The organism is Bradyrhizobium sp. SZCCHNR1043 (genome assembly GCF_032489675.1).
Lineage (GTDB): Bacteria > Pseudomonadota > Alphaproteobacteria > Rhizobiales > Xanthobacteraceae > Bradyrhizobium.
This window is the reverse complement of record NZ_JAUEYN010000006.1, coordinates 183,581-201,539: the sequence shown is the minus strand read 5'-3', so window position 1 is coordinate 201,539 and position 17,959 is coordinate 183,581. Positions and strand designations below refer to the sequence as shown.

The window sequence follows — 17,959 nt, the reverse complement described above, 5'->3', positions numbered from 1 at the left end:
GCGCCTGACGGGGGGGTCAAGCAGTGGCCCTGCCTGACGCCAACCGCCGAGTTTGGCGCGTCTGCCAAAGCCGCGGCCGGAGATCCCGCCAATATTCCCACTGCCCCCAATCGATGCTACCAAACTCGCACCACCGGCCCTATCCATGCCGAGGACGCATCGATGTTCGACCTCAACCAGCTGCGCTGCTTCGTCACCGTGGCCGAGGAGCTGCATTTCGGCCGCGCCGCGATCCGGCTCAACATGACGCAGCCGCCGCTGTCGCGGCAGATCCAGGTGCTGGAGCACATTATCGATGCGGTGCTGCTCGAGCGCACCAGCCGCTCGGTGAAGCTCACGCCGGCCGGGCGCAGCTTCCTGCCGGAGGCGCGGCGCATCCTGAAGATGGCGGAGAGCGCCGCCCAGGTGGCGCAGCGCATCGCCAGCGGCAAGAGCGGGTCGCTGAAGATCGGCTTCACCGCGGCCGCCGCCTACGGCTTCCTGCCCGACCTCGTCGCCGCCTGCCGAACAGAGCTGCCCGAAGCTGATCTGTCGCTGAAGGAGATGGTCTCGGGCGACCAGATCGAGGCGCTCGCCTCCGGCCAGATCGATGCCGGCCTGCTGCGGCCGCCGATCGCGCGGCCCGAATTCGCCACCCGCCGCGTCGTCGCCGAGCCGCTCTGCGCCGCGCTGCCGCGCCGGCATCGGCTGGCCTCGGCCGAGACCGTGTCGATCCGTGATTTCGACGGCCAGAACTTCATCATGTATTCGCAGACCGAGGCGCGCTATTTCCACGATCTCCTGGTGTCGCAGTTCATGCGCGCAGAGGTGCTGCCGCGCTACGTGCAGCACCTGAGCCAGATCCACTCGATCCTGGCGATGGTGCGCGCCGGCCTCGGGCTTGCGATCGTGCCCGAAGCGGCCTCCAGCTTGAAGATCGCCGATGTCCGGCTGCGGCCGCTGAAGCTGCGCAACCCGACGCCGGCCGAGCTGTTCCTGGTCTGGCGGCGCGATCACGACAATCCCCTGCTGCCGGCGCTGGTCGAGCTGGCCGGCAATCTCGCCGTGCAGCAAGCGGAAGATTGATATCTGATCTGCATCAATCGATACCGTCATTGGCTTGGACCGGCATTGAACTTGGTCCTACGACAGCGCCCAGAGAATGCGCTCTGGCGCCCGTGCCGCGCCATTCCGTAAGACATTCGTGAAGGACCCGCACGATGAGCAAGATGACCCCGACGGAAATGGCTGCGAAGATCGGCAGCGGCCTGCTCTCCTTCCCCGTGACGCCATTCAAGGCCGACTATTCGTTCGACGAGGCCACCTATCGCGCCAACATGGACTGGCTTTGCGGCTATGAGGTCGCAGGCCTGTTCGCCGCCGGCGGCACCGGCGAGTTCTTCTCGCTCACCCCTGCGGAGGTGCCTGAGGTCGTCGAGGTCGCGGTGCACGAGACCCGCGGCCGGGTGCCCGTGCTGGCGGGTACCGGCTACGGCACCGCGATCGCGCGCGAGATCGCCATTGGCGCCGAGAAGGCCGGCGCCGACGGCCTCCTGCTGCTGCCGCCCTATCTGACCCATGCCGAGCAGGACGGCCTCGCCGCCCACGTCGAGGAGGTCTGCAAGTCGGTGAAGATCGGCGTCATCGTCTACAACCGCGACAACGCCATCCTGCAGCCTGACACTTTGGCGCGGCTGTGCGAGCGCTGCCCGAACCTGGTCGGCTACAAGGACGGCATCGGCGACATCGAGCTGATGACCCGGGTCTACACCAAGATGGGCGACCGCCTGACCTATATCGGTGGCCTGCCGACCGCGGAGACCTTCGCGCTGCCCTATCTCGACATGGGCGTGACGACCTACTCCTCGGCCGTGTTCAACTTCGTACCGGAGTTCGCGACGAACTTCTATGCCGCGGTGCGCAAGCGCGACCACGCCACCATCCAGGCCGGATTGAAGGATTTCATTTTGCCGCTGATCGCGATACGCAACCGCAAGAAGGGCTACGCGGTCTCGATCATCAAGGCCGGCATGAAGGTGATCGGCCGCGATTCCGGCCCTGTCCGCCTGCCGCTGACCGATCTCGATGCCGAGGAGATGGCGGAGCTGACGGCGCTGGTGAAGGCGCTGCCAGGCGCCGTCTCGGCGCAGCAGGCGGCGGAGTGATTTACAGTCATTCCGGGGCAAGGCCGCGAGGCCTTGAACCCGGAATCTCGAGATTGATGGAAAAGACAAGACGCAAGCCAATCTCGAGATTCCGGCTTCAGCCCTGACGGGCTGCCCCGGAATGACGATTGTACGAACAAGAGACCGAAGGAGGAGCAAATGAGTCACGAGGCCACCAAGACCGGCATCTCCGGCGCGCCGGTCGTCACCGGCATGGAGGTCGTTCCGGTCGCCGGCCGTGACAGCATGCTGCTCAATCTCAGCGGCGCGCATGGGCCGTTCTTCACCCGCAACCTCGTCATCCTCACCGACAATTCCGGCCACACCGGCGTCGGCGAAGTGCCCGGCGGCGAGAAGATCCGGCAGACGCTGGAGGATGCGAAGAGCCTGATCGTGGGCAAAAGCATCGGCGCCTGCAGTACCATCCTCGCCACGATGCGCACCGCCTTCGCCGACCGTGACGCCGGCGGCCGCGGCAAGCAGACCTTCGATCTGCGCGTGATGATCCACGCGGTGACGGCGGTGGAATCCGCGCTGCTCGACCTCCTGGGCCAGCATCTCCTTCTGCCTGTCGCGGCGCTGCTCGGCGAAGGCCAGCAGCGCACGTCGGTCGAGGCGCTCGGCTATCTGTTCTTCGTCGGCGACCGCAGGAAGACGGACCTGCCCTACGCCACCGGCGAAGGCGAGAAGGACGGCTGGTTCACGCTCCGTCACCGCGAGGCGATGACGCCCGAGGCCGTGGTGCGGCTCGCCGAGGCTACGCATGACGCCTACGGCTTCGCCGACTTCAAGCTGAAGGGCGGCGTCCTCAAGGGCGAGGCCGAGATCGAGGCGGTGACCGCGATCGCCAAGCGCTTTCCGCAGGCGCGCGTCACGCTCGACCCGAACGGCGCCTGGTCGCTGGACGAGGCGATCCGGCTGTGCAAGGACATGCACGGCATCCTTGCTTATGCTGAGGACCCCTGCGGCGCCGAGGCCGGCTTCTCCGGGCGCGAGATCATGGCCGAGTTCCGCCGCGCGACGGGCTTGCCGACCGCGACCAACATGATCGCCACCGATTGGCGGCAGCTCAGCCATGCGCTGCGGCTCGGCGCGGTCGACATCCCCCTGGCCGATCCCCATTTCTGGACCATGCAGGGCTCGGTCCGCGTCGCCCAGACCTGCAAGGACAATGGCCTGACCTGGGGTTCGCACTCCAACAACCATTTCGATATTTCGCTGGCGATGTTCACCCATGTGGCCGCCGCCGCACCGGGCAAGGTCACCGCGATCGACACCCACTGGATCTGGCAGGACGGCCAGGCGCTGACCAAGGCGCCGCTGCAGATCAAGGGCGGCAGGATTGCCGTGCCCGAGCAACCCGGGCTCGGCATCGAGGTTGACCGCGGCGCCATCGAAAAGGCCAATGCGCTGTACAAGAGCCACGGGCTCGGCGCACGCGACGACGCCGTCGCAATGCAGTATCTGATCCCCGGCTGGACCTTCGACGACAAGCGCCCCTGTCTCGTGCGATGACGGAGGCGATCGGTTAGATTGTCCGAGCAATCGCGCAAAAGTCTGGAGAACAACATGAACGCGATCCTCAAGAATTTCATTGCCGGCGAGTGGGTCGACGGCAGCGGGGTGACCCGCAACATCAACCCGTCCAACACCAACGACGTCGTCGGCGAATATGCCAAGGCCGACCGCGCGCAGACCGAGAAGGCGATCGCCGCCGCCAAGGCCGCTTTTCCGGCGTGGTCGCGCTCGACCCCGCAGGAGCGCTATGACGCGCTCAACAAGATCTCGGCGGAGATCCTGTCGCGCAAGGAAGAGCTCGGCCGCCTCTTGGCGCGCGAGGAAGGCAAGACGCTGCCGGAGGGCATCGGCGAGGTGGCGCGTGCGGGGCAGATCTTTGCGTTCTTTGCCGGCGAGGCGCTGCGCCTGACCGGCGAGAAGGGCGCCTCGGTACGTCCGGGCCTCGACGTCGAGATCACCCGCGAGGCGGTCGGCGTCGTCGGCATGATCACGCCCTGGAATTTCCCGATCGCGATCCCCGCCTGGAAGATCGCGCCCGCGCTCTGCTACGGCAACACGGTGGTGTTCAAGCCGGCCGAGCTGGTGCCCGGCTCGGCGCATGCGCTCTCCGAGATCATCGCGCGCTCCGGCCTTCCCGCCGGCGTGTTCAACCTCGTCGTCGGCTCCGGCTCTGTGGTCGGCCAGACCCTGCTCGAGCATCCGGACGTCGCCGCGATCTCCTTCACCGGCTCGGTCGGCACGGGGCGCAAGATCGCGCAGGCCTGCGTGCTGTCGAACCCGATGAAGAAGTTCCAGCTTGAGATGGGCGGCAAGAATCCGCTCGTCGTGCTCGACGACGCCGACGTCAAGGTCGCGGTCGAGGCCGCCGCCAACGGCTCCTACTTCTCGACCGGCCAGCGCTGCACCGCGTCTTCGCGCCTGATCGTCACCGAGGGCATCCACGACAAATTCGTTGCCGCGCTGACCGAGCGGCTGAAGGGCCTGGTCGTGGATGACGCCGTCAAGCAGGGCACCCATATCGGCCCGGTGGTCGACGGCAATCAGCTCGAGCAGGACCAGCGCTATCTCAAGATCGGCCAGGACGAAGGTGCCAAGCTGACCTGGGGCGGCGAGCTCCTGAACCGGGAGACGCCCGGCTTCTACATGCAGCCGGCGCTGTTCACCGAGGCCACCAACACCATGCGCATCGCCCGCGAGGAGATCTTCGGGCCGGTTGCCTGCGTGATCCGTGCGAAGAACTACGACGAGGCGCTGGCAATCGCCAATGACACCGAGTTCGGTCTCGCGGCGGGCGTCTGCACCACCAGCCTCAAATACGCCTCGCACTTCAAGCGCAACAGCGAGGCCGGCATGGTGATGGTCAACCTGCCGACCGCCGGCGTCGACTATCACGTGCCGTTCGGCGGCCGGAAGGGCTCGAGCTACGGCGCCCGCGAGCAGGGCTCCTACGCGCGAGAGTTCTACACGACGGTGAAGACGGCCTACACCTATCCGGTGTGAGACCTCGCCCGTCGTGAGCGCCGTCATGGCGAGGCGCGAAGCGACGAAGCAATCCAGACCTCCTGTTCGGCCCTGGATTGCTTCGCTTCGCTCGCAATGACGGAAACCAAGACCTGTAGGGTGGGCAAAGGCGCGAAGCGCCGTGCCCACCGACAGCTCGAAGACGAACGAAAGACGGTGGGCACGCTTCGCTTTGCCCACCCTACGGAGCAGCACGGAGCGAGCATGAACCAGCAGGTCGTCGCCAACCAGGAGCCCCGCACCATCAAGCTCAACGCGCGCGACAACGTCGCGATCGTGGTCAACGATTTCGGCCTGCCCGCCGGCACCAAATTTCCCGACGGCCTGACGCTGAAGAGCTTCGTGCCGCAAGGCCATAAGACCGCACTGGTCGACATCGCCGAAGGCGCGCCCATCATTCGCTACGGCGAGATCATCGGCTACGCCAAGTCTCCGATCGCAGCCGGCGAATGGGTCGATGAAGCCCGCATCGACATGCCCGAGGCCCCTGCACTGGACCAGTTGGAGATCTCGACCGCCGTGCCGGCGCCGTTGCCGCCGCTCGAAGGCTACACCTTCGAGGGCTTCCGCAATGCCGACGGCTCGGTCGGCACCCGCAACGTGCTGGGCATCTCGACCTCGGTGCAATGCGTCAAGGGCACGCTGGAATTCGCGATCAAGCGCATCAAGAACGAGCTGCTGCCGAAGTACCCCAATGTCGATGACGTCGTCGCGCTGACCCACGCCTATGGCTGCGGTGTCGCGATTACGGCGCCAGATGCCGTGGTGCCGATCCGCACTTTGCAGAACCTCGCGCTGAACCCCAACTTCGGCGGCGAGATCCTGGTCGTCGGCCTCGGCTGCGAGAAGCTCGCGCCGGAACGGCTGCTGCCGGAGGGCACCGAGGACTCGATCGTGCGCATGCAGGACGAGGCCTTCGATGGCTTCGGCGCGATCGTCGAGGCGATCATGACCCAGGCAGACCGTCGCCTCGCGCAGCTCAACAAGCGCACGCGCGAGACCTGCCCGGCAGCCGATCTCGTGATCGGCCTGCAATGCGGCGGCAGCGACGCGTTCTCCGGCGTCACCGCCAACCCTGCGGTCGGCTTCGCCGCCGACCTGCTGGTGCGCGCCGGCGCGACCGTGATGTTCTCCGAGGTGACGGAGGTTCGCGACGCCATCCAGCTCTTGACCCGGCGCGCGATCAACGAGGACGTCGGCCGCGCGCTCATCCGCGAGATGGACTGGTACGACTCTTATCTGGCCCGCGGCGGCGCCGATCGCAGCGCCAACACGACGCCGGGCAACAAGAAGGGCGGGCTCGCCAACATCGTCGAGAAATCGCTGGGCTCGATCGTCAAGTCCGGCTCCGGTCCGATCCATGGTGTGCTGGCGCCGGGCGAGAAGGCCAAGCAGAAGGGCATGCTGTTCGCAGCCACGCCCGCCTCCGACTTCATCTGCGGCACCCTGCAGCTCGCCTCCGGCATGACGCTCCAGGTGTTCACCACCGGCCGCGGCACGCCCTACGGCCTCGCCGCCGCGCCCGTGATCAAGGTCGCGACCCGCAGCGAACTGGCGCGGCGCTGGAAGGACCTGATCGACTTCGACGCCGGCCGCATCGCCACCGGCGAGATGACGATCGAGGAAACCGGCTGGGAGTTGTTCAAGCTGATCCTCGACGTCGCGAGCGGCCGCATCAAGCCGTGGTCGGATCGCTGGGGCATCCACAACGATCTGACGCTGTTCAATCCGGCGCCGGTGACCTGAGGGAGCGCTCACCCTGCCATGCCAGTTGCCTCGCTCAAACCTCTCCCCGTCATTGCGAGCGAAGCGAAGCAATCCAGGGTCCCGACCACCATCCTGGATTGCTTCGCTTCGCTCGCAATGACGCGTATGTTGAAGCAACGAGCCTAGACAACGAAGGCCGGGAGGAAGAGCCAGATGTCCAGCTTCAGCCGCTTCGCCGCGATTGCCGTCACCGCCCTCCTCCTCTCCGCCGCCCCCTCTCGCGCCGAAGACTCCATCCCCGGCGTGCCGCGCGAACTGCTGGAGGACATCGCGACCGGCAGCCGCGTGCTCGCCGATCTCGGCGTCGTCGATGCCTTCGGCCATGTCAGTGCGCGGCATCCCACCAATCCGCGCCACTTCCTGATGGCGCGCTCGATCGCGCCGGCGCAGGTCACGGCCAATGACATCATGGAATTCGACGAGAACGGCGAGCCGGTCGATGCCAAGAACCGCGCCGTCTTCCTCGAACGCTTCATCCATGCCGAGATCTACAAGGCCCGCCCGGATGTCAACGCGGTGGTACACACGCATTCGCCCGGCGTCGTCCCCTTCAGCGTCAGCCGTACACCCTTGAAGCCGCTCTATCATAATGCGGCCTTTCTCGGCGACGGCGCCCCGGTGTGGGACATCGGCAAGGAGTTCGGCGCGACCGACATGCTGGTGCGCAACAACGCCATCGGCAGGTCGCTCGCATCCGCGCTCGGCGACAAGTCCGTGGTGCTGATGCGCGGCCATGGTGACGTCACCGTCGGTCCTGCAGTCCAGGCCGCCGTGTTCCGCGCCTACTACACCGATGTGAATGCGAAGCTTCAGGCCCAGGCCCTCGGGCTCGGCTCCGAGGTGACGTATCTCAGCGCCGAGGAGGCCGCCAAGGCCGATGGCGTCAACATGGTGATCATGGATCGTGCCTGGGTGTTGTGGAAGCAGAGGGTGCAGATTGGCAAATAGCGTCCGGCGACACCGACCTCATTTTGCCGCAAAGTTGACACATCCGTTGATCGAAACTTAATTCCTGATTCTCCCATCGGGCCTGACGCCGCGGATGTCCCTGCATTTTCCTCGCATTGTCGCCGTCGCGCTCGGCCTCTGCCTCGGCTCGTCCTGTCTGGCCCAGGCGCCGATGACGGCTGCCAGCACGTCTGAGAACAAGCCCGACATCGACCTCTATGCGCTGATGTCCGGCTCCTGCCGCACCGCGAAGGTCGATGGCCGCGAATTTTCGTGCAAGACGGTGGCGTTCTTTCACAGCGAGAAGGGGCGGGCTCATTTCACCGTCGCGCTCGACGATCCGGCCGACGAGAGCCACATCATCGCATTCTCCGGCGTCAATGGCCGCAGGTCGATTCAGAACGTCTACGAACTGCCGATCGACCGCATGCTGCTGAATTCCAAGCATCGTCCGAAGGTCGATGGCATTCCGGTGCCGGCGACGAAGAGCTCGGCCGGCGTGTGCCGTCAGGTCGGCAATTTCGCGATGCTCAAGGTCACGAGCGTGACCTGCTCCGCCAAGGACGACGGCGGCCGCGCCTATGAGCTGCAGTTCGTCTCCGACGGCACACCCATCACCTTGCGCCGGGTGCGCCAGACGATGACGAACGCCGAGCACAATCCCTATGAATGAACGCGCCGCGGGTGCGACAATGCCCATCCGGGCCGCCTGACGCGCATCTGTTCCAAACCACATCTCGCACAGCCATGAACATGAGGGCGCATTCTCGCGGCAGATGATGCCCGAGGCTTGCGATCCGTCTCGCCCGGCTCGGCCACACCTGCAGCATTGATGACGCTCAACGCGGGCGCCCGGCCGCGCCCAGGATGTCCAGCGTGGCGCGACCGAGCCGCCTGGCGGCATCGGCGAGATCCTTCGCTGCAAAGCCCGAATAGCCCAGGATGAAACCGTCGGGCCCGCGCTGCACGATCCGCGCATCCGACAACAGCCGGCATTCGATGCCGGCGCGGTCGCGGATCAGTTTCGCTGCGCCCTTCGGCGCTGCCGGCGGCAAGGTCGCCAGCAGATGCAACCCTTGCGACGGCGCGGCCAGTTGCAGGCTTCCCTTGCCATGCCTGGCGAGCGCCTCGGCGACGACATCGCGCGCCTGGCGGTAGCGCGGACGCAGCCGCCGCATGTGGGCCGCGAGCACGCCGTCGGCCATCAGGTCGGCCAGAGCGTCCTGCATGAAGGCCGGCGGAAACCGGTCCTGCGCCGCGCGCGCTGCGACGACCCGCGCGACCAGCGCCGGCGGCACCACGAGGTAGCCGAGCCGCAGTCCCGCGAACAGCGTCTTGCCGAAGGTGCCGAGATAGATCACGCGCTCACCGCCGATTCCGGCCAGCGCCGTCAGCGGCGGGCCGGCAAAGCGGTATTCGCTGTCGTAGTCGTCCTCGAAGATGTAGGCGTCCGCCCTGCGCGCCCAGTCGAGCAGCGCGATGCGCCGCGCCATACTCATCGCAACGCCGGTCGGAAACTGGTGCGATGGCGTGACATAGGCGGCCTTGGCCGCCGTGTACGCCTTCTCGCCCGAGCTGACCATGACGCCTTCATCATCGACGGGAACGGGGACCAACTTCGCGCCGGTTGTGCTCAACGTGTGGCGCGAGGCGACATAGCCGGGGTCCTCGAACCAGACGGGATCGCCCGGCGCAAGCAACGCGTCGATGCACAGCCGCAGGCCATGCTGGGTGCCGCTCACGATCAGGATGCAGCTTGGGTCGCAGCGTACGCCGCGATTGGCGGCAAGGTAGTGCGCGACCTGGGTGCGCAGATGCAGGCTGCCGCGCGGATCGCCATAGCCGAGCTCGTCGGGCGCGGCGTGGGCGATGCGGCGCCGGCTGGCTGCGGCGAGTCGCCTCAAGAGCACGGGATCGACCAGCGTGTAGCCGAGCGCGAACGGCCGGCGCGGCGGAATACGTATATCCAACTCCGCAACCGGTGCGGCAACCTGCGGCGCGGGCAGCCGGGCGGCGACATAGGTGCCGGCGCCGTGGCGCGCCTCGACCAGGCCATCCGACAGCAGCGCCTCATAGGCTGTGACGATCGCGTTGCGGCGGACGCCGAGCTGCTCGGCAAGCCCTCGCGTCGAAGGCAGACGAAGGCCGGGCAGGAGCAGGCCATCGACGATGCCGCTCCGCAGCGCGCCGTGCACCTGCTGCGACCGGCTGCGGATGGCACGGTCGAGGTGGATCGGCAGCGCCAGCACGTCGTCGCGGCGCCGCAAAGTGGTTGCTTGCTTTCGCATCGAAGTGGAACTCCCGGCAACCACTTTGCCATGGCATGACGTCGACGGAAACAGGAGACTGACGATGTCCGAGCAACAGATGCCGAGCTATCCCGTCGACGACACCAACCGGGTCAAGCGGCGGCATCAGCGCGCCCACTACGATCATGCGACCGTCCATGCCCTGCTCGACTCCGCAACACTGTGCCACGTCTCGTATGTCATCGACGGCCAGCCCTATTGCACGCCGACGCTGTATTGGCGCGAGGGAACGACGCTGTATTGGCATGGATCGAGCGCCAGCCGCATGCTGCGCAGCCTGTCCGAGGGACAGCCGGCCTGTCTCACCGTCACCCATCTCGACGGCCTGGTGCTGGCGCGCAGCGCCTTCCATCACTCCGCCGACTACCGCTCGGTGATGGCGTTCGGGCATGCCCGGCTGATCGAGGATCAGGCCGAGAAGGCGCGCGCGCTGGTGATGATGGTCGATCGCCTGTTTCCCGGCCGCACTGCAAGCCTGCGCCCGACCACGGAGCAGGAGCTCAAGGCCACGTCAGTCGTGACCATGGAGATCGAAAAGGCATCGGCGAAGATCCGAGCGGCCGGCGTGATCGATGATGACGAGGATTATGCGCTGCCGATCTACGCCGAGCGCATTCCGGTGCACACCCTGATCGGGCCGCCGGAGCCCGATGGCCGCTTGCTGCGGGGCGTCACCCGTCCCGCGACGCTGGCAGGTTTCAGCGCTGGACGGCGGCTCGATGAGACGCTGACGGAGGCCTATGCGACGAGCTATCCGGCGGATTAGTCCACGCGCCAGGATGTAAGCTGGAGAAAAGCGACCGTCGAGGATGACACGCATCTCCCTCGACAACTACCACTGTCGTCCCGGCGAACGCCGGGACCCATAACCGCAGGGAGCGGTTTGAGGCAGCATCGTCGTTAGCAGCTCACGCACATCACATCCGCCGCGGAGTATGGGTCCCGGATCGGCGCCCCGACGCGCTCTCGCGCGCCGCGGCTTGTCCGGGACGACAGCGGGAGAATGACGCGCATCTGCCTCGACACTCACCGATTTCGTCCCGGCGAAACGCCGAGATCCATAACTAGAGGAGACGGTTCCGACAGACTGTTAGTTGCGCGCCCGTATGACGGCTTAGCGCTCGATCATCCTGTTCCAGCGCGTATTCCACTCCGGGCGCCTGGCGTTGATGACGTCCCAGTCGAGCGTGACGGCGCTCTTCATGTAGCCGTGGAAGGTCGCGAGCTTCTGCTCGGCTGCCGGAGTCGTGGCATTCGCGGTGGTGTTGGACGGCACGATGTTGCCGGCCGCCAGCGCCTTGGCCTGCGCTTCCGGCGACAGCAGATAGGCGGCGAGCTTCTGCGCCAGTTCGGCTTCGGAGTTGTTGGCGATGACGCATTCGGCGACCATCAGCACGACCGAGCCTTCCTTCGGCTGAGCATACTCCACCGGAATGCCCTTCTCCTTCAATGTCGACACCGCAGTCGGCGTCAGCGGGAAGATCGCGGCTTCGCCGGTCTGCACCATCTCGGAGATCTTGGCCGAGTTCGGGATGTATTCGAGCACGTTCTTGCCGATCGTGTCGGGAAACGCCTTGAAGCCAGGCTCGACATTGGCCTCGTTGCCGCCCTTGATGCGGTTGAACATCAGGAAGGCGTGCAGGCCGAAGGTCGAGACCGAGGCCGACTGGAACACGACCTTGTCCTTGTATTTGGCATCGGCCAGATCGAGCCAGGAGGTCGGCGCCGCCCAGCCCTTCTCGTCGAACAGCTTCTTGTTGTAGGCAAGGCCAGTCATGCCGATGTCGATGCCGGCGGCGATGTCGTCCTTGAGACGCGCGAACGGCTCGAGCTGCGCCAGGCCATCGCTCGGCTTCAGCTTCTCGCACAGCCCGAGACCGGCGGCGCGGATCATCACGCCATCGTCGAGAAACATCACATGCATCTGCGGCCTGTCCTTGGCCGCGATTGCCTTGGCGAGGATCTCCGAGGAGGTGCCGGGCACGACGACGATCTTGACGTCGTTGGCCTTCTCGAACTCCGGGAACACCGCCTGCGTGTAGGTGCGCTCGAAATTGCCGCCGTTCATGCCGACATAGAGCGTCTTGGTTTCGGCGTGCGCGGAGGCGGTTGCAAGCACGAGTGCGAGGGCTGAGCCGAGCGCGGCGCGAGCATCGATCATGGCGAGGTCTCCTTCGATCCTGTCGTCATTGCTGCTTGAGATGCATCGCCCGGCTGCGATGCGGGTGAGAAACGGGTGATCGCGAAGGCTGCGATCGGCGTCGAGGTCTCGCCGTCGCGCACCAGCTCGGCCAGCACATCGCCGACCCCCGGCGCGATCTGGAAGCCGGCGCCAGAGAAGCCGAAGGCGTGAATCAGTCCCGGCGTCGTGGCGCTCGGGCCGATCACCGGGTTGCGGTCGGGCATCGTCGCCTCGGTGCCGCTCCAGAACCGGATCGCCTGGGCATGGCGCAGCGGACCAAACAGCGCGGTGGCGCGCTGCATGATCGCAAGCACGCCGTCACTGCGCGGGCGCGAGTGGTCGGGATCGTCGAGTGGCGCAGCGCGCTCGCCGCCGACCACGACATTGCCGCGCGCCACCTGCCGCGCATAGATGCCGCCGCCTTCGATGCCGATATTGACGCCGAGAAATGGATCAAGCGGCTCGGTCACGATCATCGATGGATAGGTGCGCTCCAGCGGCACCGGCTCGTCGAACGCGCGCGCCAAGCCGTCGGCCCAGGCACCGGCGCTGTTGATGACCGTACGCGTCTTGATGGTAACGTCGCCGGCCTCGACCACGAAGCCCTCGAACGTCCTGGTGGCGCCCGTGACCTCCGTGTTCTCCAGAACCTCGGCGCCGGCGCGACGCGCCGCTGCGGCGAAGGCGGTGGCGACCAGCCGGGGATTGGCGTGGCCGTCGCCGGGGCAGAACGAGCCGCCGACGACGCCGCCCGCGATGCCGAAGCGCTCGCGCAGTCGATTGTGGCCGATCAGCTCGAGAGCGAGCCCGAACGGCGCGACCTCGGCGGCGTAGCGCTCCAGGCTTGCCATGTCCGCAGGCGTCCGCGCGAGCTTGAGATGGCCGGAGCGCAGGAACTCGCCGTCGATGCCGATAAGCTGCGCGAGCTGCGGCCAGATGGCATGCGCGCGCTGCGACAGCGGCAGTTGCTCGGGCGGGCGGCCCTGGCGGCGCACGCCGCCATAGTTCACGCCGCTCGCCTGCGCGCCACAGAAGCCCTTGTCGAGCAGCGTGACGGAGAAGCCCATGCCGCGCAGCGCCAGCGCGGCGGAGCTGCCGACCAGCCCGCCGCCGACGATCGCGACATCGCAGTCAATGCGCCGGGTCATGCTGCCTCTCGTCGAGGGATAGGCTCACGGCCAGCGGGATCGGCTTGATCGGCGCCTGCGCGCGCAGCCGGCCGACAGCGCCGATGTCGCGGCGCGTCTGCGCAGCCAAGAGCTCCGCGGCGACCGCGCCGCACATGCGGCCCTGGCAGCGGCCCATGCCGATGCGCGTCACCGCCTTCAGACGATTGATCTCGGTGAGCGAGAAATCCCTGATCGCGCGCCGCGCCTCGCCGGCATCGATCTCCTCGCAGCGGCACAGCAGCGTGTCATCGGCGATGTCGCCCGCCCAATGCGATGGATAGGGAAAGGCGGCTTCGAGCACGTCGCGCAGCCGGTCGATCCTCGCAAGCGCATGTTCGAGGACGGCGGCGCGCATGGCATCATGCGGCAGGCCGCGATCCTCCAACAATGCCAGCGCGGCCCGCTCGCCGGCGGCCTCAGCGGCATCGGCGCCGGCAATGCCGGCGCCGTCGCCGGCGAGGTACACGCCCGCGACGCTGCTGCGGCCACTGACGTCGCGAACCGGACGATGCGCGCGGTCGCGCGCATCGAAGCGAAAGGCGCAGCCGGCGAGATCAGCAGCCTGAGTCTCCGAGCGCAGACCGAGGCCGTAGCCGACGCCGTCGCAGGTGATCGCGTGTTCGCGCCCACCGGCCCGATAGACGATGCGCGCCACCCTGCCCTCGCCCTCGATCCGGAGCCGGGAGACGCCGAACCGCACGCAAGTGCCGCGCAGCGTCAACTCCACCGCCATGCGCAACCCACGCAGCACGATGCCCGGCGCGAGCGGCAATGCGCGCAGCAGATTGAGCTTCGCAGACAAGGGCGCCGCGTCGAGCACGGCAGCGACATCGACGCCGGCCTTCATGTATTGCCAGGCAACCAGATAGAGCAGCGGGCCGGAGCCGGCGAACACCACGCGTCGGCCGATCGCGCAGCCCTGCGCCTTGAGCGCGATCTGCGCGCCGCCGAGCGTGAACACGCCCGGCAGGGTCCAGCCAGGGATCGGCAGTACGCGATCGGTCGCGCCGGTCGCGAGGATGAGCCCGTCATAGCTGACCCGCTGGCTGATACCCCCACGCAAGATGTCGGCCGCGCCGTCGCGCAGATTCCACAGCAGCGTATTTGGCTGATAGTCGATTGCAGTACGGAGCGCCGCAAAGTCGTGATGCAGCCGCGCGGCCTTCGGAGCCTCCGAGCCGTAGCGCGCGCGGTTATCGCGGCCGTCGGGGCTCAGCGGCTGGCGATAGATCTGGCCGCCACAGGCGTGGCCCTCGTCGATCACGACCGGCCGCAGGCCGGCGGCGACGAATGTCATCGCGGCGCGGATGCCGGCCGGACCGGCGCCGACGATCAGGGGCGGCGCGCGCTCAGCCATGGCTGCGTCCCCGCTGCGTGACGATGTGCATGCCCGCGGTGAGCGGCGTCGTGCAGGCGCGCAGCCGCTCGCCGCTTGCGAGCTGCACCCAGCAGTCCTGGCAGGCGCCCATCTGGCAGAAGCCGGCGCGCGGCGCGGCGGAGAACTCGCTGTGGCGCAGCCATTCGACGTGACAGAGCACCGCCGTCAGAACGGTGTCGCCGGCGCGGCCGTCGCAGGGCACGCCATCGATCGTGAAGGAGATGACGGCGCTATCGTTGCGAACCAGGCGATGCAGCAGCGGCATGGTGTCAGCCCTGCCCGACGAGGATCTTGTCGAGACCGAAGATGCGGTCGAGCAGCAGCATCGCGGCCGCCGTCACCGCGATCATCAGCGCCGATACGGCAGCCATCATCGGGTCGATCGATTCGGTCGCGTACATGTACATGCGCACTGGCAGGGTGACGGTGGCGGGCGAGGTGATGAAGATCGACATCGTGAGCTCATCGAAGGAGTTGATGAAGGCGAGCAGCCAGCCGCCGGTGATGCCGGGCAGGATCATCGGCACGGTGATGCGGCGAAATACGATCCAGCGCGAGGCACCGAGCGTCACCGCCGCCTGCTCGGCGCTGCGATCGAGGCCCGACAACGCTGCCAGCACCAGCCGGAGCACATAGGGCGTGACCACGACGATGTGGCCCGCTGTCAACCAAAGCAAGCTGCCGGTGGCGCCGAGCAGAGCGAACAGCCGCAACAACGCCACGCCGAGCACGAGATGCGGGATCATCAAGGGCGACAGGAACAGGGCGTTCAGCGCGGCACGGCCGCGGAACTCATAGCGATCGAGCGCGAGGCCGGCGGCGACCGCGAGCACGACCGCGATCGTCGCGGCTGTCGCTGCGACCCACAGGCTGTTGAGAAAGGAGGCGACGAAATCCGGATGCGCGAACACGGCCGTGAACCAGCGCAGCGAGAACTGCGTGGTCGGCAGGGTCAAGGTGTTGGCGGGCGTGAACGCGACGAGGCAGATCACGATCAGCGGCGCCAGCACGAAGCCGACGACGAGCGCGTGAAAGACAAGCGCGATGGGACCATTGTGGCGCATGCCGCTCACCCCAGCGTCCGCCTGGCGCGCGCCTCGACCAAGCGCTGGTAGACAAGCATGATGACGAGGTTGATGACGAGCACCAGGATCGCGATGGCCGCGCCGAGCGGCCAGTTCAGCTCGTGCATGTATTCGTCATAGACCAGCGTCGCCGCCATCTTCAGCCGACGGCCGCCGAGCAGCGCGGGGATTGCGAACGCGGACGCTGATAGTCCGAACACGACGAGGCACCCCGACAGCAGCCCCATCGTCACCTGTGGCAACACCACCCGGCGCAGCGCGGTGAAGCGCGAGGCGCCGAGCGTCCAGGCGGCGGCCTCGACCATCGGATCAAGCTTCTGCAGCGAGGTCCAGACCGGAATCACCATGAAGGGCAGCATCACATGCACGAGCGCGATGACGATGGCCGTCTCGGTGTAGAGGATCCTAACAGTGCCGAGGCCAACCGCGCGGAAAGCCTCGTTCACGAGGCCGGTGGGGCCGAGCAGCATGCTCCAGCCGAAGGCACGCACCACGACCGAGACCAGCAGCGGGCCGATGATCGCGAGCAGGAACGCCGAGCGCCAGGGCTCGCGCATGCGCGCCAGGATGTAGGCCTCGGGCGCGCCGATCGCTGCGCAGACCAAGGTCGTCAGCGCCGCAAGCCGCAGGGTGCGCCAGAAGATATTGAGGAAGTAGCTGTCGGAGAGGATGGCGATGTAGTGCGTCAGCGTGGTCTCGTCCTTGACGCCGGTCGCGGCGTCATAGACGTGGAGCGACAGGATCAGCGTGAGCGCGAGCGGCACGACGACCAATGCGGCGAACAGCAGCGCGCCCGGCGCCGCCAATAACCATGGTGTCGCACTGGCGCGCCCGCTGCTCATGCCGGTGACGCTCCGTCCGGCTTGGACGCGTGCGCGCTGGCGCTGCTCCAGGCGAGCCCGACCTGATCGCCCTCGCGCGCCGGCTCCCCGCCTGCATTGGGCAGGGAGACGCCGATCACCCCGGCCGGGGTCTCCACGGTGAAGAACCAGGCGCTGCCGAGGAAGAAACGCGCCTTGATGCGGCCGTCGAGCACGCCGGCGCCGGGAGCGGCCAGACCGATCTTCTCCGGCCGGATCGCCAGCACGGCAGCCGCGCCAGCCGTGAGACCAGCACCCTCGCAGGGCAGCACGCGGCCGCCGCTCTCGACCCCGCCATGGCGCCACACGCCGAACAGCCGGTTCATCTTGCCGACGAAGGAGGAGATGAAGGGCGTCGCAGGATTTTCGTAGAGCCGGTACGGCGCGTCGACCTGCATGATGCGGCCCTGCTCCATCACCACCACGCGGTCGCTCATCGAGAGCGCCTCGCTCTGATCATGCGTCACCATGATCGTGGTGGTGCCGACGCGCCGCTGGATGCCGCGCAGCTCGAACTGCATCTCCTCGCGCAGCTTGGCGTCGAGATTGGACAAGGGCTCGTCGAGCAGCAGCACCGGCGGATCGATGACGAGGGCGCGCGCCACCGCCACGCGCTGGCGCTGGCCACCGGAGAGCTGGCGCGGATAGCGGTCGGCGAGCGATGCGAGCTGCACCAGCGCCAGCGCCTGGCTGACGCGCGCCTCGCGCTCGGCTCGCGCGACCTTGCGCATCTCGAGCCCGAAGGAGACGTTCTGCGCAACCGTCATGTGCGGAAACAGCGCGTAGCTCTGGAACACGATGCCGAGGCCGCGGCGGTCCGGCTTCTCATGGGTGATGTCGCGACCGTCGAGCGTGATGCGCCCGGACGTCGGCTCGACCAGGCCGGCGATCATCTGAAGCGTCGTGGTCTTGCCGCAGCCGGACGGACCGAGCAGCGAGATGAACTCGCCCTTGGCGACGCTGAGACTGACATCGCTGACCGCAGCGACATCGCCGTAGAGCCTCGTCAGACCGTCCAGCGTCAGGAAACCCATGCGTCCTCGCGCGGGAGGCTCCCTTCGCCATCGGCAGGGATTGC

The 17,959-nt window shown here is 67.2% G+C and carries 16 protein-coding genes; 8 read left to right on the top strand and 8 right to left on the bottom strand.

Annotated elements, in window-relative coordinates:
• Nucleotides 1-162 precede the first annotated feature (162 nt).
• The 7 genes from QX039_RS12565 (at nt 163) to QX039_RS12535 (ending at nt 8,571) form a co-directional block, all read left to right on the top strand.
• A complete protein-coding gene (locus tag QX039_RS12565; RefSeq protein WP_315771315.1) occupies nt 163-1,065 on the top strand; it encodes a LysR substrate-binding domain-containing protein in 903 nt (300 codons plus the stop codon).
• A gap of 134 nt (nt 1,066-1,199) precedes the next feature.
• Entirely contained in the window at nt 1,200-2,144 is a 945-nt protein-coding gene (gene kdgD / locus QX039_RS12560; RefSeq protein WP_315771313.1) for a 5-dehydro-4-deoxyglucarate dehydratase, read from the top strand.
• 159 nt (nt 2,145-2,303) lie between these two features.
• Entirely contained in the window at nt 2,304-3,659 is a 1,356-nt protein-coding gene (gudD, locus tag QX039_RS12555; protein WP_315771311.1) for a glucarate dehydratase, read from the top strand.
• Between the two features lie 54 nt (nt 3,660-3,713).
• Nucleotides 3,714-5,162 carry an aldehyde dehydrogenase family protein gene (locus tag QX039_RS12550; protein ID WP_315771309.1) on the top strand — a complete coding sequence of 483 codons (1,449 nt, stop codon included), beginning with the start codon at nt 3,714-3,716 and terminating at the stop codon, nt 5,160-5,162.
• A gap of 225 nt (nt 5,163-5,387) precedes the next feature.
• Nucleotides 5,388-6,929, top strand: a complete 1,542-nt coding sequence (gene garD, locus QX039_RS12545) for a galactarate dehydratase (protein ID WP_315771306.1) — start codon at nt 5,388-5,390, stop codon at nt 6,927-6,929.
• A gap of 174 nt (nt 6,930-7,103) precedes the next feature.
• Nucleotides 7,104-7,898, top strand: coding sequence for a class II aldolase/adducin family protein (locus tag QX039_RS12540; protein WP_315771304.1), 795 nt, complete (start codon nt 7,104-7,106; stop codon nt 7,896-7,898).
• A 94-nt stretch (nt 7,899-7,992) separates the two neighbouring features.
• Nucleotides 7,993-8,571, top strand: a complete 579-nt coding sequence (locus QX039_RS12535) for a hypothetical protein (protein WP_315771303.1) — start codon at nt 7,993-7,995, stop codon at nt 8,569-8,571.
• 166 nt (nt 8,572-8,737) lie between these two features.
• Here the strand turns inward: QX039_RS12535 and QX039_RS12530 are convergent, their stop codons facing one another.
• Entirely contained in the window at nt 8,738-10,186 is a 1,449-nt protein-coding gene (locus QX039_RS12530; RefSeq protein WP_315771302.1) for a PLP-dependent aminotransferase family protein, read from the bottom strand.
• A 64-nt stretch (nt 10,187-10,250) separates the two neighbouring features.
• On the opposite strand from QX039_RS12530, the gene QX039_RS12525 reads away from it, so the two are divergent.
• Nucleotides 10,251-10,973 carry a pyridoxamine 5'-phosphate oxidase family protein gene (locus tag QX039_RS12525; protein WP_315771300.1) on the top strand — a complete coding sequence of 241 codons (723 nt, stop codon included), beginning with the start codon at nt 10,251-10,253 and terminating at the stop codon, nt 10,971-10,973.
• A gap of 348 nt (nt 10,974-11,321) precedes the next feature.
• Here the strand turns inward: QX039_RS12525 and QX039_RS12520 are convergent, their stop codons facing one another.
• Genes QX039_RS12520 through QX039_RS12490 form a run of 7 tightly spaced genes read right to left on the bottom strand, consistent with a single transcriptional unit; the run spans nt 11,322 to nt 17,915 of the window.
• Entirely contained in the window at nt 11,322-12,368 is a 1,047-nt protein-coding gene (locus tag QX039_RS12520; protein ID WP_315771298.1) for an ABC transporter substrate-binding protein, read from the bottom strand.
• On the bottom strand, nt 12,365-13,537 hold the full coding sequence (locus QX039_RS12515) for an FAD-dependent oxidoreductase (protein ID WP_315771297.1): 1,173 nt from the start codon (nt 13,535-13,537) through the stop codon (nt 12,365-12,367). The genes QX039_RS12520 and QX039_RS12515 overlap by 4 nt, the downstream gene beginning before the upstream one ends.
• The gene (locus QX039_RS12510) at nt 13,521-14,915 is read right to left on the bottom strand and encodes an FAD/NAD(P)-binding oxidoreductase (RefSeq protein ID WP_315771296.1); all 1,395 of its coding nucleotides are present in this window, start codon (nt 14,913-14,915) and stop codon (nt 13,521-13,523) included. Before QX039_RS12510 ends, QX039_RS12515 begins: the two co-directional genes overlap by 17 nt.
• Nucleotides 14,908-15,201 carry a (2Fe-2S)-binding protein gene (locus tag QX039_RS12505; protein ID WP_315771295.1) on the bottom strand — a complete coding sequence of 98 codons (294 nt, stop codon included), beginning with the start codon at nt 15,199-15,201 and terminating at the stop codon, nt 14,908-14,910. The genes QX039_RS12510 and QX039_RS12505 overlap by 8 nt, the downstream gene beginning before the upstream one ends.
• A gap of 4 nt (nt 15,202-15,205) precedes the next feature.
• Nucleotides 15,206-16,000 carry an ABC transporter permease gene (locus tag QX039_RS12500; RefSeq protein ID WP_315771293.1) on the bottom strand — a complete coding sequence of 265 codons (795 nt, stop codon included), beginning with the start codon at nt 15,998-16,000 and terminating at the stop codon, nt 15,206-15,208.
• Nucleotides 16,001-16,005: 5 nt separating this feature from the next.
• The gene (locus QX039_RS12495; protein ID WP_315771291.1) at nt 16,006-16,863 is read right to left on the bottom strand and encodes an ABC transporter permease; all 858 of its coding nucleotides are present in this window, start codon (nt 16,861-16,863) and stop codon (nt 16,006-16,008) included.
• Nucleotides 16,860-17,915, bottom strand: a complete 1,056-nt coding sequence (locus QX039_RS12490) for an ABC transporter ATP-binding protein (protein WP_315771290.1) — start codon at nt 17,913-17,915, stop codon at nt 16,860-16,862. The genes QX039_RS12495 and QX039_RS12490 overlap by 4 nt, the downstream gene beginning before the upstream one ends.
• Between the last annotated feature and the right edge of the window lie 44 nt (nt 17,916-17,959).